Origin of the sequence: Mesorhizobium sp. B2-5-11 (assembly GCF_006440835.1) — a bacterium.
Lineage (GTDB): Bacteria > Pseudomonadota > Alphaproteobacteria > Rhizobiales > Rhizobiaceae > Mesorhizobium.
The window spans coordinates 213,615-238,674 of the sequence record NZ_VFUK01000001.1; the positions used below are offsets into that span (position 1 = coordinate 213,615).

Sequence of the window (25,060 nt, forward strand, 5' to 3'; positions counted from 1 at the left end):
TTGAGCTTTAACCCAGCCTCGCCCGTGCCTTCGCCGTCCAGGCATTGAACAGCCGGTCGGCGACGATGCCGATGAAGGCGATGGCGAGGCCCGCCACGATGCCGCGGCCGGAATCGGCCTTGGACAGCGCGATGAACACCTCCTGGCCGAGATCACGGGTGCCGACCATGGCGCAGATGATGATCATCGCCAAAGCCATCAGGATCGTCTGGTTGACGCCCAGCATGATCTCGGGCAGCGCGAGCGGCAATTGCACGCGAAAAAAGGTCTGGCGCTGCGTGCAGCCCGAAACCTTGGCCGCCTCGATCAGCGCCGGCGGCACCTGCCTGATGCCGTGATTGGTATAGCGGATCGCCGGCACCACGGCGAAGGCGATCGTTGCGATCATCGCGGTGACGTCACCGACGCGGAACAGCATCACCACCGGAATGATGAAGCAGAAGGAGGGCAGCACCTGCAGCGTGTCGATGACGGGCGTGATCACCTTCTCGACGCGATCGCTGCGCGCGGCCATCAGGCCGATGGGAATGCCGATCAGGCAAGCGATGAAAGCAGAGATGCCGCAGAGATAGACCGTCGCCATCGTCTTTTCCCACAGCCCGGTGACGGCGCAGAAGGCGGTCAGCACTGCCACCAGAGCGGCCAGGCGCAACCCGGAAAGCTGATAGCCGGCAAGGCCGAGCAGGAACACCGCGCCCAGCCACGGAAAGCCCTCGCAGAAGGCCCGCACCGGGTTCAGCACGTTAAGGATCAGCGCCACGCGGAACGCCTCGATGACATCGAAGAAGTTGATCGTCACCCAATTCACCGCCGCTTTCCACAATGGCGCGGTGGTGAAGGTGATCGCCTTCGGCACCGCCGCGAAGGCAGGCACGAAGAGGCCAAGCAGTGTGGTGACGATCAGGATGGCGACGGCCAGCGTCAGATTGCGCCGCCAGAAGGCGGGCTGGACTTGCCGGTGGACGTGACCTTTTGCATGGTTGGCGGCGATGGCCTGGCTCAGCCGGTCGAGCGCGATGGCTAGCGCCACGATGGCCAGCCCCGCTTCCATGGCTTCGCCGACCTTCAGCGCACGCAGCGCCAGCAACACGTCATAGCCTAGCCCGCCGGCGCCGATCATCGAGGCGATGATCACCATGTTCAGCGCCAGCATGATCACCTGGTTGACGCCGACCATCAGCGTCGGCCGCGCCGACGGCAAAAGCACGCGCCACAGTTTCTGCCGCGCCGTGCAGCCGGCCATCTCGCTGAAATCGTCGATCTCGGACGGCACCCGCGACAGGCCGAGCATCGTTGCCCGCACCATTGGCGGCGTGGCGAAGATGGCGGTGGCGATCATCGCCGAAACCGGACTGTTGCCGAACAGAAGCAGCATCGGGATGAGGTACGCGAAGGTCGGGATGGTCTGCATCAGATCGAGGGCAGGGGAGACCACCAGCCGCTCCGCCCAGGGTTTCCGCCAGGCCCAGATGCCGACGAACAATCCCGTGGCGATGCAGAATGGCACGGCGATGGAAATCAGCGCCAGCGTCAGCATGGCGCTGGTCCATTGGCCGAACAGCGCGATGTAGAGCAAACAGCCGCCGACCAGCATGCCGAGCTTGCGGCCGCCAGCGGCATGCCCGGCGACAAACGCCGCCGCGCAGACGCCGATCCAGGACAGGCGCGGCAGCATATGGGCGTCGGCACCGTGGCCGATCTTGAAATTCTTTGCCAGAAGGTCGAGCGCGAAATCGAGCGGCACGCCGAGCACGGCAGTGATCGACCGCGTCAGCCATGACAGGTTTATCTTTATCCAGCGCATCAGGGCGCTGACCCAATCGGCGACCGGCACGATCGCCTCGGCCGGATAGTTGGCAGCCCAGGGGAGACTGTCCTGGAGCAGGAACACGACCAGCACCACGGCAAGCGCTGCGGCCCAGACCAGCAGCCGGGTCTGCGCCGGTCGCGGCCTCGTCCCACTGGCGCTTGCCGTTACTGTCATGCACCGGCTCCTGACCGCTCGATGCCGGCGAGCAGGTCGATCACCGCTTGCGGCGTGACTTCGCCGATCGGCTTGCCGCTGCCGTTGACCACCGCGAACGGTCTGCCGGCCGCGACGATGCTGGCCGAGAAGCTGGCAATCTTGGCCTCTGGCGCCACCGTGCCGCCATGCTCGGCGCCGTCGCAGGCGCGCATCAGGCTCTTCGCCGAGATCACCTTGGCGCGGTCGACGTCGCGGGTGAATTCGGCGACATAGTCGGTCGCGGGATCAACCACCAACTCCTCCGGCGTGCCGATCTGGATGACTTCGCCATCCTTCATGATGGCGATGCGGTCGGCCAGCCTTATCGCCTCGTCGAAATCATGGGTGATGAAGACGATGGTCTTGTGCAGCATGGTCTGCAATCGCATCAGCTCGTCCTGCATCTCGCGGCGGATCAACGGGTCGAGCGCCGAGAACGGCTCGTCGAGGAACCAGATCTCCGGCTTGGTCGCCAGGCTGCGGGCGATGCCGACACGCTGCTGCTGGCCGCCTGAAAGTTCGCGCGGATAGAAATGCTCGCGGCCGCGCAGGCCGACAAGCTCGATCACGTCGCGGGCGCGTGCTTCGCGCGTCGCGCGGTCCTGCCCCTGGATGCTGAGCGGAAAGGCGATGTTGTCCAGCACGTTGAGATGCGGCAGCAGCGCGAAATTCTGGAACACCATGCCCATGCGGTGGCGCCTGAGTTCGATGAGCGCCGCATCGGAGATCTTGAGCAGGTCCTTGCCCTCGAACTCGACCTTGCCGTGCGTCGGCTCGACCAGACGCGACATGCAGCGCACCAGGGTCGACTTGCCCGACCCCGAGAGCCCCATGATGGTGAAGACCTCGCCCTGGCGGATTTCAAGATCGACGCCGCGTACCGCCCCGACCAGTCCGGCAGCGGCGACATCGGCCATGCTGGCCTTGCCGTCGCGCTCGCGGATGAAACTGGCCGCGTTCGAACCGAACAGTTTCCAGACATTGCGGCAGGCCAGCTTTATCGGGCGGGCATCCTTTGGCGCGCCCGCAACGTTTGATCCCTGTTCGGTCTTGTCAGGCATTCAAGCGTCCTTCTGGAATATCGACGATTGAGGCCCGGCCGATCGACGGCCGGGTCTCATTCTCCAGTCGGAGCAATCACTGTGCCCAGGCTTTCCAGTCGGCTTCGTGGACGGCGATCCAGGCGGCGGCGACGTCCTCCGGCGTCTTGCCGCCGAGGTCGATCTCGCCGCTCATCTTGTTGAGCTCGTCGGTGTCGACCGTGTAGGCCTTGGCCACCTTGTAGGCGACGGGCCATTTGTCCTTCATGCCGTTCCAGGCATATTTCCAGATCTCGCCATGCGGCTTGCCGCAATCATATTTGGCATCGGGATTCGTGCCCCATTTCGGGTCGCTGTAGCATTCGGGCGTGTATTCGGGGAATTCGACCCACTCGCCCTTGTATTTGGCCGGCGCCCAATGCGGCGAATAGATCCACAGCATGATCGGCGCCTTGCGCTGATAGGCCGAATCCAGCTCCGCGAACATCGCCGCGTCGGTGCCGGCGTGGATGACTGTGAATGGCAATTTGAGTGCCTCGACGCGCTCGTCGTCAAAACCCTCCCAGGTCACCGGACCGCCGAGATAACGACCCTTGGGTGTCGTCTCGGCTGTCGAAAAGGCCTCGGCGCATTTCGGGTCTTTCAGCGCTTCCCAATTGGGCAGGCCGGGGCATTTCTCTTTCATATATTCGGGGAACCACCACTCTTCCTTGGCCTTGGGGCCGAGCTTGCCGAGGCGCTCGGTCTGGCCGGTGGCATCGGAAGCCTTCATCGCCTCGCCGGCGGTCGTGTCCCAGAATTCCAGGCCGACATCGAGGTCGCCATTGGTGAGACCGGTGGTCAGGCTGGAGAGGTAATCGGCGGTCGGATATTCGACGGTGTAGCCGAGCTTTTCGAGAATGCCGCCGAGAATCTTGGCGTTGAGGTTGACGCTGGTCCAGTCGAACAGCGCGATCTTGATGGGGTCGTTGGATTCAGGGGCTGCGGCGTGGACGGAAAGCGTTGGCAGGCTCAGTGCCGCGAGCGCGGCGGCGCCCAGGCACAGTTTAGAAACTCTGCTCCGAAATGACATGCTTGTTCTCCTTCAAGCTGTGACGGTTATCGTTCGTTCCCTTCTTGCGTCTTTCTGCCCTTGTTGGGTTTTTTCTTGATTGTGTTGGAAAGACCTGCCTTTGCGCAAGGCCGTTTCCGCCATCGCGCGGCCAAAACCGGCGCAGGCGGGATTGTGCTGAGTTTTTGATTTGCGGAAATGGTGCTGAGAGGGTCGGCGTCATAGCTGCCGACGCATCGCTACGACAGCGATCACCTGCCGGTCGATTGCCAGCCTTATGGCGCCCTGCAAAATGCGAGCCATCAGGGTCCCCTGACCTCGGCTATCGGCCCGGCAAGCCCCATCGCCAGGACGGTTTCATGGGATGAAAATTATATATACCAACGTTCATCGCGCGCAACGACTAAGGCTTTGCTGGATGCATAATTCGGACCGCAGGCGAGGTCGCACCCAACCCACCTGCCGAGCCACCTTACCAGCAGACGTAGCCGCCATCGACGATCAGGTCGAGGCCGGTGACGAAGCTCGACGCGCGGCTGGCCAGGAACACGGTCGGCCCGACCATTTCCTCGGGCGCCGCCATGCGCCCCATCGGCGTGTCGCGCTTGAAGATCTTTATCTCTTCCGCCACCTCCGGCCGCTTGTTCATCGGCGTCAGCGTGTAGCCCGGGCTGACCACATTGACGCGCAGGCCGCGGTCGGCCCACTCCATGGCGAGGCTCTTCGACATGTGGATGACGGCGGCCTTCGAGGAATTGTAATGCGCCTGCGTCAGCCCGCGATTGACGATGGTGCCCGACATCGAGGCGATGTTGACGATCGAGCCCTTGCGCCGCGCCAGCATCTTGCGCGCTTCGGCCTGGCAGGACAGGAACACGCCGGCGACATTGACCTCGTGCACCTTCCGCCACGTCTCCAGGGCCATTGTCTCGGCCGGCTCCGATCCGGCGATGCCGGCATTGTTGACGGCAATCGTCAGGGCGCCGAGTTCGCTCTCGACGCGGTCGGTCGCCGCCGCGAGATCGCCCTCGGACGTCACCGTGCCCGTCAGCACCAGCGCCTTGCGCCCAAGCGCGGTGATACGCTGTGCGGTCTCCTCCAGCCCGCCCTTCGATGCATGGCCGAAACAGGCGACGTCGGCGCCGGCCTGCGCCAATCCGATCGCGATTGCCTGGCCGATGCCGCTGCCGGCACCGGTAACCAGCGCGACATCGCCGTCCAGCTTGAAAAGATCCATCGATAGCCCTCCCTGCTTCAGGGAGGGTATGCGCTGTCCCGCGTTCCGATCAAGCCTTCAGCGCGGGCATGGCGACACGGCTAGAAATAGCCGTCGGAGGCGGCCGTGGCTTCTTTCGGGATCTCGACGCCGTCGACCAGGATCTTGTCGACCAGTTCGTGATGGAAGCAGACCAGGCCCTTGATGCGCTCCGCCTCATGCACCGGCTCGGGATAATACCAGACGAGGTTCTCGTGGCGCTTCTTGCCCGTCGTCACGTGATAGTAGTTGGAGATGCCCTTGTAGGGGCAGCGCGAGATGTAGCGGCTGGGCGCGAACATATCGAGCCGCGTGTCGGAGATTGGCAGATAATGGCGTACCGGATGGCCGGTCTCGAACAGGAACACGCCGCGCCGTGAATCGGCGACCTGCTCGCCGTCCAGGATGACCTGCACCCGCCGTGAGGACGGCAGGCAGTCGACCCGCCGGAACGGGTCGCGGGCGTGGACGAAGATCTCCTCGTCCTCCTCATACCAGTGCGTCATCTTGGGCCAGTAGAAGGACATGTAGTCCGCGATCGGCGGACAGCCCTTGACCGGGTCGAGATAGCGCCAGGCGGCATCCTCGACCAGCGTGATGCCGGTGTTGAGCGAGTAGTGCGTAGCCAGGCCCTTGAACGGATCTTCCGTCGTCGTCCTGCTCGGCAGCAGGAACTCCTCGCGCACGTCACTCATCGGGAAGTAGTAGACCGGCAGGTGATCGGATTCGTAGAACACCAGCGCCCTGGTCGTGTCGGCGACGATCATCGATCCCACTTGCACGCGCAGCCGCTTCTGCATCGGCATGGTGAAGGCGACGTAGCCGGGCTCGAACTCATACTGCACGATCGTGTCGAGCAAGGGAAAATGCGGCCCGCGGCCGCGCAAATGAGGCTTGCGAATGGTAGTCTCCCGTTTCTTTTCTTTTGTCATCGAGTGTTCGCGCAAAGCGAGATGGACCTGGATTGAGTCATCGTATCGGAGTGGGTTTCCGGGCGGCGGGCTTCTCCTGAGTCGAGCGGCTCGAACAATGGCCCCCCATCGCCCTTCGCAGCCCGCTGGCGGATAGCCTCGCCGCCCGAAATCAGAAATTGTCCATCCAGCCTCTATCCCAGCGACACCCGGTCGAGCAGCAGGCCGGCGGCGATCGGCGGCAGCCCGCTGACATTCTTGCGCACCGGCACCAGGAGGTCGGGGAAATAGCTGAAGATGACAGGCGTCTCGTCGAGCAGCAGCTTCTGGATGTCTGACGCCGCCGCGCGCTGTGCGCCGATGTCGAGCGCCTTGAGATAGGAAGTGACCATGCCGTCATAGGCTGGGCTCTTGAAATGCGCCGCGTTCCACGGACCGTCGCTGACCAGCGGGCTTTTCAGGAACACGTTCGGCACGCTGCGATGGGCGTAGTCGGTGATGCCGAGCGGGCTGTCCAGCCAGTCCGATTGACCGAACACCGCCTTGCCGTAATATTTGTCCTGGTCCTCGATGTTGAGCGAGACGCGCGCGCCGATCTCCTTGGCGAAGTTCTGGAACAGCTGCGCGTAGCCGGGAATGTCGGAGTAGCGCAGCGTCGTCAGCGTGATGTCGAAGCCGCTGCCGAGGCCCACGGCTTCCATAAGCTGCTTGGCCTTGGCGATGTCCTGGGCGCGCTGCGGCACCGTTCTGTCGGTCGCGGGGAAGGCCGGCGCAAACGGGCTGTCATTGCCGGTCGCCGCCATCCCGCGGCACAGCCCGTCCACCAGCTTGGAACGGTCGATGCACAGCGCCAGTGCCTGGCGCACGCGCTTGTCGGTGAAAGGCGCCATGTCGCAGCGCATGTGAAGCTGGCGGTGCGCGGTCGAGGCGACGCGCAGCACGGTGATGTCGGGGCTGTTCAGCACCACCTGGCTGACATCGAGTGGAACGGCGTCGAGAATGTCCACTTCGCCGGCCTGCAGCGCCAGGATGCGCGGCTGGACATCGCCGTAAAATTTGAACTCGAGCCGGTCCGGCAGCGCCTTCTCGCCCCAATAATCGGGGTTGCGGATGAAGGTCGCGCCGACTTTCGGCGTGTAGCTCTCCAGCCGAAACGGGCCGGTGCCTTCAAAGGTCTTTTCGTAATCGCCCTTGTAGCTCGCCGGCAGGATGACGGCATTGTAGTTGTCGATCGACACCGAATAGGGAAAGCTGCCGTTCGGCACGTCGAGATGGAAGGCGACGGTGTGGTCGTCGACCTTGCGGGTGCCGCCCTTCGACAGCAGGCCCTTGAACACCGAAAGCGCGTTCGAGGCCCCGTCCGGGTCGGCCAGCCGGTCGAAGGTCGCGACGACGTCGTCGGCCTTGAAGTCCTCGCCATTGTGGAATTTCACGCCCTTGCGCAGCTTGAACGTCCAGACGCTGCCGTCCTCGTTCGGCGACCAGCTTTCCGCCAGCACCGGCTTCAGCGTGAGGTCCGGCTGTGTGACGCAGAGGAATTCGGCGGTCTGGAAAACCAGCTGGTAGCTGCCGCTGTCGTAGTAGGTGACGGGATCGATGGCCCCGCCCGGCGTCGCCACGCCGGCGCGCACCGTGCCGCCCGGTTTGCCTTCGGCGCGGGCTTCTTGCGTGCCGAGACCGGCGGCGGCGAGAAGGCTGCCCAAGAACGGCAGCGAAAGGCCGAGAACGCTGCCATGGCGCAGGAAATCGCGTCGGTCGAGCCGGCCGGCCAGCAATTCGTCGACAGCGGAATTTTCGATTGCAGTGAGATTCCGGCGGGCGATGTCGATCCTCTCGAAACGCTTCGGCATGGCTGCAATCCTCGCTTGTATTGGGGCAGGCCATCTAGTTCATCGTTGACCGCCAGCGGAAAGCGATATTTTTTGATAGGGGCCATCGGAATTTTCGATGCGGAGAGCCAAGACATGGACACCGAAAACCTGCGCAGTTTCCTGGAGATTGCCGAGCATGGCAGCTTCACCGTCGCGGCCAATCGGCTGAACCTTGCCCAGTCCACCGTCAGTGCGCGGATAAGAGTGTTGGAGGAGCAGTTGGGGCGACGGCTTTTCGTCCGCGACCGCGATGGCATCACGCTGACGCCGGCCGGCCGCCAGTTCCTGCCGCATGCGTCCGCCATCACCCGCACCTGGGAGCAATCGAGGCAGGACATCGCCGTTCCCGATGGCTATGAAACACTGCTGCGGCTGACCGCGCCCGCCTATCTGTGGGAGCGCATCACTTCGCCATGGGTCGAATGGATGCGCGCCGAGCGGCCGAACGTTGCGTTACGGCTCGAGGGCAGTTTTCCCGATCTGGCGATCGACCAACTGGCCGAAGGCCTGCTCGACATCTGCATCCTCTATCTGCCGCGGCCGCATCCCGGAATCGTTTACGAAACGCTGGCCGTCGATCAGGTCGTGCTTGTCCAGCATGCCGCGCAGACGAAGCCATGGACCGAGAATTACATACTGATGGACTGGGGGCTCGAATTCCGCATCGAGCATGATCGGGCGTTTGCCGGCATGGTCAAGCCGGCCATTTCGGCCGGCCTGGTCTTCATCGGGTTGCAGCACGTGCTGTCGCAGCAAGCCGCCGCCTATCTGCCGCTCAGCGCCGTCAGCGCCCATATCGAGCGCGGCGAAATGAAACGCGTCGCGAACACGCCCGTGTTCCAGCGGCCGATCTATCTTGCCTATCCCAGCAATCCGGCGTCGTCGGATGTGCTCGACGTGGCCTTGGCGGGATTGCGGGCACTGACGAGGGATTGGGCCGGCGAGCAGGGCTTTGCCGAGGGCGACCGGTCCTTCAGCATGGCCGGCCATCCGTGAAGGGCAGGGGCCGTATGTTCGGCTACGCCGGCTCGGTATCGACCGCTGCCGGCCTCTGCAGCCTGGCGAGTTCCGCGTAGGGAATATGGCAGCGGATCGAGTGTCCGGGGCGCGCCTCGGCCAGCGGCGGTTCCTGCTGTTCGCAGATCGGGCCGATCTTGCGTGGGCAGCGCGTGTGGAAGACACAGCCCGGCGGCGGATTGGCGGCGCTGGGGATTTCGCCGTCGAGACGGATGCGCGCCGTCTCGGTCTGGTCGAGCCTGGGCACGGCCGACAGCAGCGCTTCGGTGTAGGGATGATGCGGGCCGGAGAAGACGTCTTCCGACGGGCCGAGCTCCATGATGCGGCCGAGATAGAGCACGGCGATTTTGTCGGAGAGGTAGCGCACCACGCCAAGGTCATGCGAGATGAAGATGTAGCTGACGTCTTCCTCCGCTTGCAGATCGGCGAGCAGGTTCAGGATCGCGGCCTGCACCGACACGTCGAGCGCCGAGGTCGGCTCGTCGCACACGACGATGCGTGGATCGCCGGCGAAGGCGCGCGCTATGGCAACGCGCTGTTTCAGTCCGCCCGACAGCTGGCGCGGCTTCACGGCCAGATGCCGGTCGGTCAGCCGCACCGAGCGGACGAGGTTGTCGAGGCGCGCCTCGAGCGCCTTGCCGCTCAAGCCCGCCAGCCGCTTCAGCGCGCGGCCGATCAGATGCCTTATCGAATGCGACCGGTTGAGTGCGGAGTCCGGATTCTGGAAGACGATCTGCATCGCCTTGACCTGGTCGTCGCTGCGGTCCCCCAGCCGCGGCGCCAGCGCCTTGCCCTCGAGCTCGATGCTGCCGCCGTCGTCGGGCGGCACAAGGCCGAGCAGCAGCCTGGCGAAAGTGGTCTTGCCGCTGCCGGATTCGCCGACCAGCCCGAGCGTTTCGCCCGGCCTGAGATCGAGCGACACGTCCTTCACCGCGCGCAGCGAATGGCCATGGCTGGCAAAGGTCTTGTTCAGCCCGGCGACCCGCAATACCGGCGCGGCTGCGGCTTTCGGCGCGGCGGGCGCGTCGCTGGGCGTCGCGCGCGGCAGGGATTGCGCCTTCTCGTGATAGTGGCAGCGCGACAGCCGGCCGCCCAGTTCGTAGAGCGGCGGCAACTCGTTGCGGCAGCGGTCGGTAGCGAGAGCGCAGCGGTCGGTGAAGGGGCAGCCCTTGATGTCGGCCCCGATGCCGGGCAAAAAGCCCGGGATGGTGTCGAGGCGGCCCTGGTCCTTGCGCTGGCCGCCGCGCGGCAGGCAGCGCAGCAGCGCTACCGTATAGGGATGGCGCGGATCGTTGAAGACGGCCTCCGTCGGCCCTTCCTCGACCAGCATGCCGGCATAGAGCACGCCGACGCGATCGCACATGTTGGAGACGACGGCGAGATTGTGGCTGATGAACAGGATCGAGGCCGACAATTCTTGCCGCAGCTGCGCGATCAGGTCGAGCACCTCGGCTTCGACGGTCGCGTCGAGGCCGGTCGTCGGCTCGTCCAGGATCAGCATCGAAGGATCGTTGGCCAGCGCCATGGCGATCGCCACGCGCTGCTGCATGCCGCCGGAAAGCTGGTGCGGATAGCGTTGCATGACGCTGGCCGGATCGGAGATCCGCACCCGGTTGAGCATGGCGATTGCGCGATCCTCGGCTGCCTGCCCCGTTTTGCCCCCAAGCTCGAAGATCTCGGTCAGCTGGCGACCGATGCGGATCGACGGGTTGAGCGCCTTGCCGGGGTCCTGATAGACCATGGAGACGCTTTCGGCGCGCATTTGCCTGAGCGCCTCGGCATCGAGCTTCATGACGTCCTGGCCGTCGAGCGAGATCGCGCCGCCTGATATCGAACCGTTTCGCGGCAGGTAGCGCACGACGGAAAGGGCGACCGTGGATTTGCCGCAGCCGGATTCGCCGACCAGCCCATAGGCCTCGCCTTGGCCGATGGTCAGGCTGAGATTGCGCAGCACCGCCCGGTTTCGGCCCGAAACACGATAAGCGACCGACAGGTCGTTGAGGTCGAGTGCGTTCTGGGCCTTCGCCTTCCGGGTCTTGGAGGGTTCAGTCATTGAAGGCTCCATGCACGCCGTCGGCCGCCAGGTTGACGCCGATCACCAATGAGGCGATGGCGAGCGCGTCGAACAGCACGGTCCACCAGAAGCCGCCGCCGATCATGCCGTAATTGCTGGAAATCGAGAGCCCCCAGTCCGGCGACGGCGGCTGGATGCCGAAGCCCATGAAAGAAAGCGTGGCAACCGCGAAAATGGCATAACCAAGCCGCACGGTGGTTTCGACCAGGATCGGCGGGATGACGTTGGGCAGGATCTCGACGAACATCGTATGCAGCGCACTCTCATGCCTGAGCTGGGCCGCGGCGACATAGTCGAGCTCGCGCTCAGCCAGCACCGCCGAGCGCACGGTGCGCGCGATGATCGGCGCGAAGCTCAGCCCGATGACCACGATGACGGTGGTCTTGGACGTGCCGAGCGCCACGATGGCGAGCAGCGCCACGATCACCACCGGGATTGCCATGAAGGCTTCCAGGATGCGGCTGACGACATCGTCGACGATGCCGCGGAAGTAACCGGTGAGCAGCCCGAGCGCCGTGCCGGCCACCGTCGCCAGCAATGTCGCCAGCGGCGCCACGGTCAGGATGTCGCGCGAGCCGACGATGACGCGCGAGAAGACGTCGCGGCCGATCTGGTCGGTGCCGAACCAGTGTTCGGCCGAAGGCGGCGCCAGCGCGTTGATGATGTCGTCGGCGAGCGGATCGTAGGGCGCGAAATGTTCGCCGAACAGCGCACAGGCGACCCAGAACAGCACAATGGTGATGCCGACGAGGAAGGTGCCGGAGCGAAGCAGCGAGGACAAAACCTCCGCCAGGGGGCTGCGCTGGCGGGTGTCGTCCTGTCTGGCGGGACTGGTCTGGACGGCGCTCATTGTTCTGACCCCAGCCGGATGCGTGGATTGAGCACGGAATAGAGGAAGTCGGCCACAAGGGTGGCCACGGCATAGACGATTCCGATGGTCAGGATGCCCGATTCCAGCATCGGGAAATCCTTGCCGCGCGCAGCGGTGAAGATCAGCGAGCCGATACCCTGGTAGCGGAACAGCGTCTCGATCACCACCAGCCCGCCGATGAGATAGCCGGTCTGGGTGGCAATGACGGTGATGGTCGGCAGCAGCGCATTGCGCAGCACATGGCGCCAGATCACCGTGCGCCAGGGCAGGCCCTTGAGCACCGCGGTTCGCGTATAGTCGGAATCGAGCGCCTCGATCATGCCCGAGCGCGCCATGCGCGCGATATAGCCGAACAGCACCAGGAACAGCGGCAGCGCCGGCAGGATCAGGTAGTAAAGCTGCGTGAAGAAACCGGCATCGCGCGGCCATGCCGCCGAGATCGGCAGCCAGCGCAGCCAGACGCCGAAGATCAGGATCAGGATGATGCCGGTGACGAACTCCGGCAGCACCGTCACCGACAGGCCGCCAAGGCTGATGATGCGGTCGAGCGGCCGGTTGAGGTTGAGGGCCGCGACGACGCCGCCAAGGATGCCGATCGGCACCACCAGCACGAAGGCGACCGCCGCCAGCTTCATCGAACTCCCCAGCGCATCGATGACGAAGGGGGCGACTGGCGAGCGGAAGATGTAGGACGTGCCCATGTCACCCTGGACGAAGTTTGAAATCCAGCTCCAGTACTGGGCAAGCAGTGGCCGGTCGACGCCGAGCGAATGGTTGAGCGCATCGACGGCGCGCTGGTCGGCGAACGGCCCCAATATGGCGCGCCCGACATTGCCGGGCAGCACCTGCCCGCCCAGGAAGACCATGATGCTGAGCAGGAACAGCGTGACGAGCGAAAGCGAGACGCGCCGGACAAGGAAGGAGAGAATGGCTAACACTCCCTGAGTAGCCAGCTCCCGTCAGGAAGCTGGCTGTTATAGGATTGGCTTTCCCTTCCGCTCAGGCCTTCGACGCCTTTTCGAGGAACAGCTGCGACATCGCGGTCGGCTGCACGCCGGCCACGCCCTTCGCCGTCGCCGTCAGATAGTCGTAGAAATAGCCGAAGATGACCGGCGTCTCCTCGAGCAGAAGTTTCTGGATCTTGCCTGCCGTCGCCTTCTGCGCTTCGAGATCGAGGGCCGCGATATAGCTGGTCGCCAGCGCGTCGTAGTCCTTGTTCTTGAAGTGCGCCGCGTTCCACGTGCCTTCGCTCTTCAGCGGGGCGGCAAGATAGACGTTCGGCACGCCGCGGTGGCCGTAGTCGGTGATGCCCATTTCCGAGTCCAGCCAGTTCGATTTGCCGAACACGGCGTCGCCGTAATAGGCGCTCTGGTCGAGGATGTTGAGCTCGAGCTCGATGCCGATTTCCTTGACCCAGTTCTGGATGAGCTGGGCGTATTCGGGGATTTCGAGATAGCGCTCGGTGGTCAGCGTCATCTTGAAGCCCTTGCCCGCGCCCGCCGCCTCCATGAGCTGCTTGGCCTGCGCGATGTCCTGCTTGCGCTGCGGCACGCTCGCATCGGTCGAGGGATAAACCGGGGCGAACGGGCTGTCGTTGCCAGCCACGGCGCGCCCCTTCATCAGGCCCGCGACCAGCTTGTCGCGGTCCAGGCTGAGCGCGATGGCGCGGCGCACGCGCGCATCCTTCATCGGCCCGTCGTCGCAGCGCAGGTGCAGTTGCTGGTGCGCCGACGATTTCAGGCTGATGATGTCGATGTTGGGATCGTTGAGCAGCGCCACGCCAGACAGCACAGGCATCTGGTTGATGATGTCGACCTGCCCGCCCTGCAGCGCCAGGATCATTGGCTGCATGTCGGCAAAGAAGGTGAATTCGGTGCGTTCCGGCAGCGCCTTCTCGCCCCAGTAGCCTTCGTTGCGGACGAAGGACGCGCCGACCTTTGGCGTGTATTTGTCGATCTTGAAGGGCCCGGTGCCGTCGAAGCTCTTTTCGTAGTCGCCCTTGTAGCTCGCCGGCACGATCACGGCGTTGTAATTGTCGGACGACACCATGTAGGGAAAATTGCCGTTCGGGGCGTCGAGGTGGAATTCCACCGTGTAGTCGTCGACCTTCTTGCTGGCGCCCTTCGACAGGATGCCCGTGAACACCGACAGTGCGTTGGACGAGTTGGCCGGGTCGGCGATCCGGTCGATGCTGGCCACCACGTCGTCGGCCTTCATCTCGCCGCCGCTATGGAACTTCACGCCCTTGCGCAGCTTGAAAGTCCACACCGAGCCGTTGTCGTTCGGCTTCCAGCTTTCAGCCAGCGCCGGCTTGAGCACGAGATCGGGGCCGTCGACGCAGAGGAACTCCGCGACTTGCTGCATGATCAGCAGGCCGCCGGCATCGGCGATGGTGACAGGATCGATCGTCGCCGCCGGCACGCTGCTTGCGACGCGGATCGTGGCGCCTGGCGCGCCTTGCGCCCGGGCGAGCGACGGCATGGCACCGAGGCCCGCGGCCGTGGTGATGCCGCCCAGCAGCGGCAGCGACAGGCCGAGCAGGCTGCCATGGCGGATGAAGTCGCGGCGGCTGACACGGCCGTCGACGAGACCGTCGATGAGATGATTTTCGAGCGGCGACCGATTGCGCCGGATGAGGTCGAGAATGCGATAATTCTTGCTCATGGGTTTGACCCTTTCCCCTGTTTCTTATGGTTGACGAAAATTCGCGACTACACCGTTTCCGGTCGCCAGAGGCCTGTAGACCGGGACTGTAGCACGCGGTTTTGTCCGGTCCATCCAGTCCTTGGCGCGGACGTGCCGGTTTCTGGGCTGCACTGCTTCCTCTGGTCCGTGGCCACCCTTTCCGACCGGGATCGCGGCGGCTGGCTTCTTCTGTTGTGGCCGGCCGCCCTCATCTAGTTCAGCGGCAAACGACGGTAAGTTCCGGGCTTTGCCGGATCGTGATATTTGTTGCAGGGCCCGTTCTCGGCGAAGTCGCGATGGCAGGCAGCGAGCCGTTCTCGCGACAATGTGATGCCGAGACCGGGTCCCTCCGGCACAGGCACGACATTGTTCCTCGGGCAAAACGGTCCTTCCTCGGTGATGTCGGTCGGTTGCATGCGAAACAGCGACTGGTTCGGTTCCCGTATCCAGCCGAGCGCCGCGCATAGATGCAGGTAGGCGGCGCTGCCGATGCCGCTGTCGCCGCTGTAGCACCAGAAATCGATGCCGGCGTGCTCGCAGGCGCCGACGAAGCGCAGCATGCGGCCGATGCCGCCATGCGCGGTTGGATTGCCGACGAAGGCGTCGGGCACCTTGAGGTCCATGGCGCGGGCGATGTCGATGTTGTGGGTCGAGAACGGGATCGAGCAATGGCGCCTGAGTTCGCGCATCTCCTCGATCGTCGCCACTGGATCCTCCCAATTGCGCACGCTAAGCTCTTCCAGCGGCCGCGTCAGTCGCCGGGCGGTGCTGAGCGAATAGGCCTGGTTGGAATCGATGCGGATCATTGCATCGTCGCCGAGCTTCCTGCGGATCAATTCGATCATCTTCAGCGAGATTTTTGGATCCTGCGTCGAGAACTTCCCTTCGAAGAAGGTCGTTCCGTGGGTCTCATGAAGCTCGACGCAGTAGTCGGCGACTTCCTCCGCTGTCGTCTCGCCTTTCACGCTTGGCCCGTCGCCGCGCAGCGAAAAGTAATCGGTGAACGGGATCTCCTTGCGCACGGCGCCGCCGAGCAATTGGTAGAGCGGCTGGTTCCACGCCTTGCCGCGCAGGTCCCAGAGCGCCATCTCGATCGCGCCGAAGGCCATGATGCGGGTGCGGTCGTTGATCGACTGCACGCCGGTCCAGTAGGGGAGGCAGACATGCTCGGCGCCCGCGATGTCGAAGGCGTCGCGGCCCACGAGCCGCGGTGCCAGGATGTCGTTGATGATCGCGGCTGCTGCCGGCGTCGGTGCTTCGCCGAGGCCGATCAGGCCATCTTCGGTCTCCACTTCGACAATGGTCGGCGAGAAGCCGTCGAGTTCACCGAACACCCAGGCATAAGGCGCCTCGAGCCTGAGGTTGATCGGCGTCGCCTTGATGCCGCGGATTTTCACCGGCCGACCTCGAAGAAGGGCTTGCCGAGAAGATCCGGGACGACGTCGATGCCGAGGCCCGGACCACCCGGAACGCCCATGCGGCTGCCGGTGACCGGCGGCTTGTTCGACGCCGTGCGCACCGTCACCCATTCGTGGAACGCGATGGCGTGCAGGCGGCGCTCCTGCGGCGTCGACAGCGACAGATGCGCCATGGCTGCCGTGTCGATCTCGGCGCCGCCGGTATCCTCGACGGTGATCATGAAGCCGAGGTCGACGGCGACATCGCGGATCAGCCGGGTCCTGCCGACGCCGCCGAGCCGCGAGATCTTCAGCGTCAGCCCGTCGGCCGCGCCCTGGCGATGGATCTCCAGCATGTCCTCGAGCGAGGTGACGGATTCGTCGAGCACCATCGGCTTGTCGAGCATGCGGCGCACCGACATGTTTTCCTCGATCGTCGTGCAGGGTTGCTCGAATGTGTAATCGATCGAGCGCGTCGCATCAGCGAACTGGCGCGCCTGGTAGTGCGTCCAGCCGGCATTGGCGTCGCAGAAGATGACAGTGTCTTTCGGCACTGAGGCGGCGACCGCGCTGACGCGTTCGATGTCGTCGCGGACGTTGCCGCCGACCTTGACCTGCAGCCGGTGGAAGCCGTCCTGGACGATGCGCTGCGCAAGTGCGGCCATGGCATCGACGCTGCCATGGGTGACGACCTTGTAAAGCTCGGCCGTATCGCTCTCCTTGCCGCCCAGCATCGTCACCAGCGGCACGTCGGCGGCGCGCGCGGCGAGATCCCAGCAGGCCATGTCGAGCGCCGACTTGATGTAGGGATGCCCTTTGAACACGATGTCCATCAGCCGGCCGATGCCGGCGAGGCCACGCGGGTCGTGGCCGATGAGGTGCGGGGCGATCTCCATAACGCCGGCACGGGCGCCCGCCGGGAAGGCGGCCGAATAGAAATTGCCGAGCGGCGCCATCTCGCCCCAACCGGTGATGCCATCGTTCGAGGTGATGGCGACGATCACCGCGTCGAAGGCGTCGGCGACGCGCCCCTTGGACATGCGGTAGGGGCCGTCCACGAAGGGCTGCACGACATGGTAGGCTTTGATGGTTGCGATCTGCACGTTAATGTCCGTTGTCCGCTGGGGAAGTATCAGGCGCCCTTCGACGGGCGACGTTCGAGCGCGCGCGCGTAGGCTAGAAGCTCTTCGAAGTCGTGGTCTATATGCTCGCGGGCGTGGCGCTGGGCAGCGCGCATGTCGTCGCCCTTGAGCAGCCGCACGTAAGTCTCGTGAACGTTCTCGGCAGGCACCGCTTCGTTGCGTGCCTGCTGGTGCAGGGCAAAATACATCTGCAACCGGCTGGTCAGCCGTTGCCATGTTTCCAAAAGAACGGAATTGTCGGCCCATTCGTGAATCAGGCCATGCAGTTGCAGCGCGGTTTCGATCTGCCTTGTGGTGTCGCGGTCGCGCGTCGCCTGCTTCACCGCCTCATGGCGCCGGTCGAGCTCATCGAAAAAGCGCTGGTCGCGCAGCTCCCATGTCCGCTCGATGGCGAATTCGTCGAGCACCTTGTTGAGCGAGTAGACATCGTCGATGTCCTTGGCGGTGACATTGATGACGAAGGTGCCGGCATAGGGGATGCTGGTCAGGATACCTTCCTGCACCAGCTCGCGCATCGCTTCGCGCAAAGGCGCGCGGCTGACGCGCATCTGTTCGGAAATCCTGAGCTCGTTGAGCTTTTGGCCCGGCTCCAACTGGCCGGTTAGGATTGCCCGTCGCAGCAGCGCCACGATCTCCGCGCGTCGGGTCGTATCCGCGATTGGACTGAAATCCGCCTTTGCCATCCCGGCCACTCCCGACGAAACAAAGGCAAGACAAGCAGATTGTCGACAATCTAACAAGGACTTTTGCGGCTTTTTTCACATCGCCGGTACTGGCCGGGCGGAGCTGCTCGCAAAAGCGGCGCCCGCGACCTGTGGGAAGGCCGGGGCGCCGCGCTGAAACCGGGCCTGCGGGGGAGTCAGGTGGCCGGTTTCTGTGGCAGTGGCGAAATCGGCATTCCAGGGCCGATCTTCTGCAGATTGCCTGTTATCACCTGGTCGCCTTCCGTGACTCCGCTCAGGATGGCGACCAGGTCGCCGCTGGTCGGCCCGGTCGAAACCAGCCGCTGGTCGACCGTGTTGCCCTTGCCGACGACGTAGAGATATTTGCCGAGTTGGCTCGAACCCAGTGCGACCTGCGGCACCATAAGCGCATCGGGCTGCTGTTTGACGTGCAGCCGGACGCGGACATATTGGCCAGGCAGCAGCGCGAACTTGGCGTTGCCGATGGTGGCGCGCGCGGTGATGGTGCCGGTCGAATGGTCGATCGTGTTGTCGATGAAGGTGAGTTCACCCTTCTGATGGGCTTCGGTCTCGCCCGGGAGCAGCACCTCGACCTCGATCGGGCCGGCGGCACGAGCTTCCTCGATCTGCGCCAGATCGCTCTCGCTCGGATTGAAGGTTACATAGATCGGGTCGAGCTGCACCAGCGTGTTGAGCACCGTGCCGGCGACGCTGACCAGCGTGCCGATCGAGGCCTGGTTACGGCCGATGCGGCCTGCGAAGGGAGCGCGAATCTCCGAATAGCTCAAATTGAGCTCGGCCGAGCGGACCGCCGCCTGGTTGAGCGCCAGCGACGCCTGCGCCTCGCGCAAGGTGCTGGTGCGCTGGTCGAAGCTGTCCTTGGCCAGATAGCCGCTCTTGGCGAGCTCGGTGCCGCGGCCGAGATTGGAGCGGGCATAGTCGAGCGTCGCTGTATCACGCTGCACCTGCGCCTTCGCCTGGTCGAGCGCCGCCTGGAAGTCCTGCGGCGCGATCCTGTAGAGGAGGTCGCCCTTCTTGACGTCGGCGCCGTCTTCGGCGGCCTGCTCTTCCAGGTAGCCCGGCACTCTGGCCTGCAGCGTGACGCTGCGGATCGGTTCGGTGCGGGCGGCATAGTCGAGATAGATCGGGATCGTTTTCTTCACCACGCTGGTCACCGGCACCGGCATGACGAATGCCGCGGGAGCGGGCGTTGCCGCTCCGGCCGTGCCGGCATTGAGGCTGAGGCTGCCCATATCGAGCAGGTGAACGCTCGCCACCGAGATTGCGCCCAGCGCGACAGCGGCGCCCAAAGCGATTTTCCATTTACGCATGTTCAGTCTCCAATCTTATTCGGCCGCTTGCGCCATGGGCGGCAAGGCGGGTTCGGCAGTTGGTTCGGAATGCAGGGAAGCGGGCTCGTCGCCGCCGCGCCGTTCGCGCAGCTGTTCGATGACCGCATAGAAGACCGGCACGAACACCAGCGACAGGATGGTCGCCGCCACCATGCCGCCGAAGACGGTGGTGCCGATCGATTGACGGCTGGCAGCACCGGCGCCGGTCGCGAACATCAGCGGCAGCACGCCCAGGATGAAGGCGAAGGCCGTCATCAGGATCGGCCGCAGCCTCAGCCGTGCCGCTTCCATCGCCGCTTCGACGATGCTGAGGCCTTCTTCGCGCCGTCGCCGGGCGAACTCGACGATCAGGATGGCGTTCTTGGCCGCCAGGCCGATCAGCATGACGAAGCCGATCTGCGAGTAGACGTCGATCTGCATGCCGCGCACCCACAGCACCACGAACGCGCCGAACAAGGCGAGCGGCACTGCCAGCAGCACCATGAACGGCATCGCCCAGCTCTCATATTGAGCCGCCAGGATCAGGAAGACGAAGACGATGGCGAGGCCGAAGACGACCGACGCGATCGATCCCGCCTTGAGCTCCTGGAAGGTGATGCCGGTCCATTCGAAGCCGAAATCCCTTGGCAGAGCCGTGGCGGCGGCCCGCTCCATGGCGGCGACCGCCTGGCCCGACGAATAGCCGGGCGCGGCGCCGCCATTGATCGAGGCCGAGGCGTTGTTGTTGTAGTGCGGCACCGTTTCCGGGCCGACGAACGGCACCAGCTTGCCCAGCGTGCTGAGCGGCACCATGCCGCCGGAGGCATTGCGCACATAGAGCCGCGAAATGTCGGCCGCACCCGCGCGTGCATCCTTGTCGGCCTGGATGGTCACCCGGAAGGTGCGGCCGAACAGGTTGAAGTCGTTGACGTAGAGCGAGCCGAGATAGATCTGCAGCGTGTTGAAGACGTCAGGCAGGTTGAGCCCGAGCAGCTTCGCCTTGGCGCGGTCGAGGTCGTAGTTGAACTGCGGCGTCGAGGTCGAGAATGGCGAGAAAAGCTGCTGGGGGTTGATTTCCGGCTGCTTGCGCGCCTCGGCGATCACGGCTTGCGTCGCGTCGTTGAGCGCGGTGCTGCCGCGGCCGGTAAGGTCCTCGACGACGAATTCGAAGCCGCCCGTGGTGCCGATACCCGGGATCGAGGGCGGATCGAAGGAGAGCGCGAACGCCTCCGGGATCTGCATCAGCTTGCCGCGCACGTCGGCGACGAGCTTGGAGGCGCTCTGGTCGGGACCGCGCTCCTCCCACGGCTTGAGGATGGCGAATTCGACCGCGGAATTCGACTGCGCCGCGCTGGTCAGGAAGTTCAGGCCGCTGATCGAGCCGACGATGTCGACGCCGGGCGTCGCCTGCAGGATGTCGCGCGCCTTCTGCGCCACAGCGTCGGTCCGTTCCAGCGAAGCGCCGTCGGGCAATTGGATGACGACGAAGAAATAGCCCTGGTCCTCGACCGGAAGGAAGGTCGAGGGAAGCTTTGCCCAGACGAAATAGGTGGCGACCAGCCCGGCTGCGAACAGGCCGAGCATGATCCAGCGCAAACGGATGAGGATGCGCACGCCATTGGCATAGGCATGCGACAGCCTGTCAAAGCCCGTATTGAACCAGCGGAACAGCACGAACTGCGTGCCTTGGCGATGGCGCAGGAAGGCGGCGCTCAGCGCCGGGCTCAGCGTCAGCGAATTGAAGGCGGAAATGCCGACCGAGATCGCCACCGTCAGCGCGAACTGGTTGTAGAGCCGTCCCGAAACGCCGGGGATGAAGGCGACCGGCACGAAGACGGCCATCAGCACGGCTGTGGTGGCGATGATCGGACCGGTGACCTCGGCCATGGCGGCTTTCGTCGCTGCCAACGGTTTCAGCCCGGCCTCGAGCTGTCGTTCGACATTCTCGACCACCACGATGGCATCGTCGACGACAAGGCCGATCGCCAGCACCATGCCGAGCAGGGAGAGCATGTTGAGCGAGAAGCCCATCATCTCCATGACGACGAGCGTCGCTACCAGCGACACCGGGATGGCGATCGTCGGAATGATTGTGGTGCGCCAGCTTTGCAGGAAGATGAAAACCACGGCGACGACGAGGACCAGAGCCTCGCCGAGCGTGATCAGCACGTCATGCATGGAGGCCGAGACGAAGCGCGTCGTGTCGTAGTGCATGGCATAGCTGACGCCCTTGGGGAAGCGGGCGGACAGCTCCTGCATCTTGTCCTTGACGCGCTGCTGCAGATCGAGCGCGTTGGAGCCGGGCATCTGGTAGACGGCGAGCACCACGGTCGGGTCCTTGCCGAAGAAGGCCGACGACGAATATTGCAGGGCGCCGAGCTCGATGCGCGCGACGTCGCGCAGCCGCACCAGCGAACCGGTGGCGGTGTTGGCGCGCACGACGATGTCGCCGAACTCCTTGGGATCGCTCAACCGGCCGACGGCATTGACCTGCATCTCGAAAGCGGTGCCGGCAGGCGCCGGAGACTGGCCGATCTTGCCGGCGGCCACCTGGACGTTCTGCTCGGCAATGGCGTTCTGGACGTCGACGGCGGTGATGCCGAGATTGGCAAGCTTGTCCGGATCGAGCCAGACGCGCATCGAATAGCGCCGCTCGCCGAAGATCTGCACGTCACCGACACCGGGCAGCCGCTTCAGCGGGTCGACCACTTGCAGATAGGCAAGGTTCGACAGTGCCACCGGATCGACGGAACCGTCGGGCGAGGTGAGGTTGACGATGAGGACAAAGTTCGGATTCTGCTTCTTGATCGTCACGCCGCCCTGATTGACGATCGCCGGCAGCGACGAGGCAGCCTGCGAGACGCGGTTCTGGACGTCGACGGCGGCGGTGCTCAGGGAATAGCCGACATCGAAGGTGATGGTGATCGTCGAGGAACCGTCATTGGAGCTGGTCGACGACATGTAGGTCATGCCTTGCACGCCGTTGATCTGCTGCTCCAGCGGCGTCGTCACAGTGTCGGCGACCACCTGCGCGCTGGCTCCCGGATAGTGGGCGCTGACCACGACCTGCGGCGGTGTGATGTCGGGAAACTGCGAGACGGGCAGCAGGAAATAACAAATCGTCCCGGCGAGCACCATGATGATGGCGATCGCCGAGGCGAAGATCGGGCGGTGAATGAAGAAGTTTACCACGACACGCACGCCTCTCCGGCTGCTCTTGCCCTGCCGAACGCAGTGGCAACCCTGGACAGCCTCTGGCCGCGTCCGAACTCTTCCGACGAACGGAGCAACGGCACCTCGCCGCGCTGCGAACCGGCAAGCGTGCGCAGCATTGTTTCGAAAGCGCGCGGATCGACCCCGTCGGCTTTCATGACCAGCCGGATCATCGGATCCCGGACGGCTTCATCTATGGTAAGATCGCGGCGCTGTGGCATTGGCCGGCTCCTTGTCTGTCGATTCGCAGCCCATGCTCGCGAACCGTTTTTCATCTCTTCACCGGCCGGAGCCGCATGAAATGCAATTTTTCGCCCGCCCCGATCTGGCCGGACCAGATCACGGTCTTGTTATTGACGGCGGACGCCATAGGTGTTACCAGTAAGTAACATTCTGGAAGTTACAGACCGGTAACACCCTAGTCAAGAGGTGGCCGAGGGATTTTTGGAAACGAAAGGAGATCAATGATGACAGACGGCGTCGTGGAGCGTCCTCGTCCCCGGGATCGGATCCTGGAGACGGCGCGCGACATGTTCCACAAGCACGGCATCAAGGGCGTCGGCGTCGACGCCATCACCGAGGCTGCCGGCACGAACAAGATGACGCTCTACCGTCATTTCGAATCCAAGGACGATCTGATCATCGAATGCCTGCGCGCCACCGCATCAAAGGCCGGCGCGATGTGGGACGCATTCGAAGCCGAGCACCCGGGCGACAAGCTCGCGCAACTGCATGCCTGGGTTCGCAAGGCGGCCGAGATGCTTACGGCCGATTGCCGGGGCTGCGACATGGCCAACGCCGCGGTTGAGCTGACTGAACCCGACCATCCGGCCAGGCGCGTGATCAAGGAACTCAAGGAAGCCCAGCGCGAGCGCCTGGTGGCGCTCTGCCGGGGCGCCGGCATCGGCCAGGCCGAACTTCTGGCCGATACGCTTTCGCTGCTGTGCGAAGGCGCGCGCGTGAGCGTGCAGACCGTTGGCACCGAAGGTCCCAGCGCGCAATTGGTGCGCATGGCGGAAGGGTTGATCCAGTCCTTCAGGGGCGGAGCCGCCGCGGGCTGATCCATCGGCAAGGCTCATTGGCGCCGGACAGCGCGTGCGCTTCCGGTTTGCCGTGGCTTTGATGTTGCGTGGATTCCCTGCCGTTCCCGGAAATGTCCGGCATGCAATAAAAAAGCCCGCTGCCGGGAGGAGGTGGCAGCGGGCTCGATTTCGAATGTGGTGCGGGAGGAGGTGCACCCCACTCAGCGTCGGCATCGCATCTGGGAGGAGTAGATGGCCGACAACCAGAAGCTATGGGTTGCCCAATGATTCGGCAATCGTGAATCGTGCATAGCAGCTGTGCAGATTCGCCGTATCGCTCGCGAACACAGTGACCGGAAGACCTCGCGGGCCGCGTCACTGCACCGGGACGTTTTCCCGGAAGATCAGCCGCGGCTCGATGAATTTCCGCGTCAGGTAGGGCGCCGATGATGCGATCGAGCCAAGCAGGCGGATGACCGATTGCTCGGCGATCAGCCTGGCATTCTGGTCGATGACGACGTCGGCTAGATCGTCGACGAGATAGCCGCGCGTTTCCCTCGTCAGGTCGTGACAGATGAATACCGGTTTGCGGTTGGGCCTGGCCTCCCGGATGGCTTTGGCAACGCCGGAGCGTCCGGCTCCAATGCAATAGATGCCGAGCAGTTCCGGCTCGTTGCGCAGCGCCTTCATGGTTTCGGCATAGCTGGCATCGGTCTCGTCGTTGATCTCGACGGCGCTGCTGACGCTCAGGTTGGGGAACTCCTCGCCGAGCACGGAGCGGAAACCCATCTCGCGTTCCTCATGGCCACGATAGGAGCGCGAGCCGACCACCATCGCCAACTGGCCCTCGCGGTCGCCGAGGAAGCGCCCCATCAGGAGTGCGGCGGTCCGTCCCGCCACCCGGTTGTCTATGCCGACATAGGCCGAGCGTGGTGCGGCCGGAATATCGGACACCAGCGTCACCAGGCGAATGCCGGCCTCGACGATGTCGCGCAGGATGTTGCGCGTCCTGGGATGATCGACGGCGATGACGCCGACGCCGTTGGCTTTCAGCGACAGGTTTTCGACGGCGGTCTGCAAAGCGTTCGGCGAGATTCCGGCGAGGTTGTGGATCCGGCACGAGGCAACGAGCGGCAGGCGCGAGGTATAATCCTCGATATGCCTGGCCAAATCCTGCATGAAGGCGTTGCTGCCGATCGGCAGGAAGAATTCCAGATTGGCCGGCCGCGAGGGGAGCGTTACCTGATCGGCGACCGGCAGATAGCCGAGCTGCTTGGCGGCCTCCATGACGCGCTGCCGGTTGGCCGCGCTGACCCCCTTCCGGTTGTTGAGCACCCTGTCGACCGTCGACGTCGACAGTTCGCAGTTCCTGGCGATGTCAGAGACGGTGGCTTTCATGCCGCAACCCTATTGCCGATGCGATGGCACGCCAGACGGGCGATTTGAGCGGCGCCGATCGCGCCCATCGCCCGGATGCCCATTCTGCTGTTTC

Annotated in this window: 19 protein-coding genes; 2 read left to right on the forward strand and 17 right to left on the reverse strand. The window is 64.3% G+C overall.

The annotated features are described in order from the left end of the window. Positions 1-7: 7 nt before the first annotated feature. The 6 genes from FJ490_RS01005 to FJ490_RS01030 form a co-directional block, all read right to left on the reverse strand. Positions 8-1,984 carry an ABC transporter permease subunit gene (locus tag FJ490_RS01005; RefSeq protein ID WP_140728119.1) on the reverse strand — a complete coding sequence of 659 codons (1,977 nt, stop codon included), beginning with the start codon at positions 1,982-1,984 and terminating at the stop codon, positions 8-10. After that, on the reverse strand, positions 1,981-3,066 hold the full coding sequence (locus FJ490_RS01010) for a glycine betaine/L-proline ABC transporter ATP-binding protein (protein ID WP_140663108.1): 1,086 nt from the start codon (positions 3,064-3,066) through the stop codon (positions 1,981-1,983). The genes FJ490_RS01005 and FJ490_RS01010 overlap by 4 nt, the downstream gene beginning before the upstream one ends. Positions 3,067-3,142: 76 nt before the next feature. Beyond that, on the reverse strand, positions 3,143-4,117 hold the full coding sequence (locus tag FJ490_RS01015; protein ID WP_140663106.1) for an ABC transporter substrate-binding protein: 975 nt from the start codon (positions 4,115-4,117) through the stop codon (positions 3,143-3,145). Between the two features lie 451 nt (positions 4,118-4,568). Beyond that, positions 4,569-5,333, reverse strand: coding sequence for an SDR family oxidoreductase (locus FJ490_RS01020; protein ID WP_140514719.1), 765 nt, complete (start codon positions 5,331-5,333; stop codon positions 4,569-4,571). Positions 5,334-5,413: 80 nt separating this feature from the next. Continuing rightward, a complete protein-coding gene (locus FJ490_RS01025; protein ID WP_140497901.1) occupies positions 5,414-6,283 on the reverse strand; it encodes a DUF427 domain-containing protein in 870 nt (289 codons plus the stop codon). Between the two features lie 173 nt (positions 6,284-6,456). After that, complete coding sequence (locus tag FJ490_RS01030; protein ID WP_140514720.1) at positions 6,457-8,112, reverse strand: ABC transporter substrate-binding protein; 1,656 nt, start codon at positions 8,110-8,112, stop codon at positions 6,457-6,459. A 114-nt stretch (positions 8,113-8,226) separates the two neighbouring features. On the opposite strand from FJ490_RS01030, the gene FJ490_RS01035 reads away from it, so the two are divergent. Then, positions 8,227-9,129 (forward strand): LysR family transcriptional regulator, encoded by a 903-nt coding sequence (locus tag FJ490_RS01035; protein ID WP_140559339.1) that lies wholly within the window; start codon positions 8,227-8,229, stop codon positions 9,127-9,129. 22 nt (positions 9,130-9,151) lie between these two features. On the opposite strand, the gene FJ490_RS01040 is transcribed toward FJ490_RS01035, so the two are convergent. The 10 genes from FJ490_RS01040 to FJ490_RS01085 form a co-directional block, all read right to left on the reverse strand. Beyond that, on the reverse strand, positions 9,152-11,203 hold the full coding sequence (locus tag FJ490_RS01040; RefSeq protein ID WP_140559340.1) for an ABC transporter ATP-binding protein: 2,052 nt from the start codon (positions 11,201-11,203) through the stop codon (positions 9,152-9,154). Further along, positions 11,196-12,074 carry an ABC transporter permease gene (locus FJ490_RS01045; RefSeq protein ID WP_140497909.1) on the reverse strand — a complete coding sequence of 293 codons (879 nt, stop codon included), beginning with the start codon at positions 12,072-12,074 and terminating at the stop codon, positions 11,196-11,198. The genes FJ490_RS01040 and FJ490_RS01045 overlap by 8 nt, the downstream gene beginning before the upstream one ends. Next, positions 12,071-13,024 (reverse strand): ABC transporter permease, encoded by a 954-nt coding sequence (locus FJ490_RS01050; RefSeq protein WP_140728328.1) that lies wholly within the window; start codon positions 13,022-13,024, stop codon positions 12,071-12,073. The genes FJ490_RS01045 and FJ490_RS01050 overlap by 4 nt, the downstream gene beginning before the upstream one ends. 70 nt (positions 13,025-13,094) lie before the next feature. After that, positions 13,095-14,759 carry an ABC transporter substrate-binding protein gene (locus FJ490_RS01055; protein ID WP_140497911.1) on the reverse strand — a complete coding sequence of 555 codons (1,665 nt, stop codon included), beginning with the start codon at positions 14,757-14,759 and terminating at the stop codon, positions 13,095-13,097. Between the two features lie 233 nt (positions 14,760-14,992). Continuing rightward, complete coding sequence (locus FJ490_RS01060) at positions 14,993-16,177, reverse strand: mandelate racemase/muconate lactonizing enzyme family protein (RefSeq protein ID WP_140728120.1); 1,185 nt, start codon at positions 16,175-16,177, stop codon at positions 14,993-14,995. After that, positions 16,174-17,280 carry a mandelate racemase/muconate lactonizing enzyme family protein gene (locus tag FJ490_RS01065; protein ID WP_140728121.1) on the reverse strand — a complete coding sequence of 369 codons (1,107 nt, stop codon included), beginning with the start codon at positions 17,278-17,280 and terminating at the stop codon, positions 16,174-16,176. Before FJ490_RS01065 ends, FJ490_RS01060 begins: the two co-directional genes overlap by 4 nt. A gap of 29 nt (positions 17,281-17,309) precedes the next feature. Beyond that, positions 17,310-18,002, reverse strand: a complete 693-nt coding sequence (locus tag FJ490_RS01070; protein ID WP_140558256.1) for a GntR family transcriptional regulator — start codon at positions 18,000-18,002, stop codon at positions 17,310-17,312. 176 nt (positions 18,003-18,178) lie between these two features. After that, complete coding sequence (locus tag FJ490_RS01075) at positions 18,179-19,333, reverse strand: efflux RND transporter periplasmic adaptor subunit (RefSeq protein WP_140559343.1); 1,155 nt, start codon at positions 19,331-19,333, stop codon at positions 18,179-18,181. 15 nt (positions 19,334-19,348) lie between these two features. Beyond that, the gene (locus FJ490_RS01080; protein ID WP_140728329.1) at positions 19,349-22,525 is read right to left on the reverse strand and encodes a multidrug efflux RND transporter permease subunit; all 3,177 of its coding nucleotides are present in this window, start codon (positions 22,523-22,525) and stop codon (positions 19,349-19,351) included. Beyond that, positions 22,519-22,767 (reverse strand): hypothetical protein, encoded by a 249-nt coding sequence (locus tag FJ490_RS01085; RefSeq protein WP_140497921.1) that lies wholly within the window; start codon positions 22,765-22,767, stop codon positions 22,519-22,521. The genes FJ490_RS01080 and FJ490_RS01085 overlap by 7 nt, the downstream gene beginning before the upstream one ends. Before the next feature lie 246 nt (positions 22,768-23,013). Here FJ490_RS01085 and FJ490_RS01090 point away from each other — a divergent pair, with 246 nt between their 5' ends. After that, positions 23,014-23,607 carry a TetR/AcrR family transcriptional regulator gene (locus tag FJ490_RS01090; RefSeq protein ID WP_140497923.1) on the forward strand — a complete coding sequence of 198 codons (594 nt, stop codon included), beginning with the start codon at positions 23,014-23,016 and terminating at the stop codon, positions 23,605-23,607. Positions 23,608-23,943: 336 nt separating this feature from the next. On the opposite strand, the gene FJ490_RS01100 is transcribed toward FJ490_RS01090, so the two are convergent. After that, positions 23,944-24,966: a LacI family DNA-binding transcriptional regulator gene (locus tag FJ490_RS01100; RefSeq protein ID WP_140728122.1), complete on the reverse strand. Its 1,023-nt coding sequence runs from the start codon at positions 24,964-24,966 to the stop codon at positions 23,944-23,946. Between the last annotated feature and the right edge of the window lie 94 nt (positions 24,967-25,060).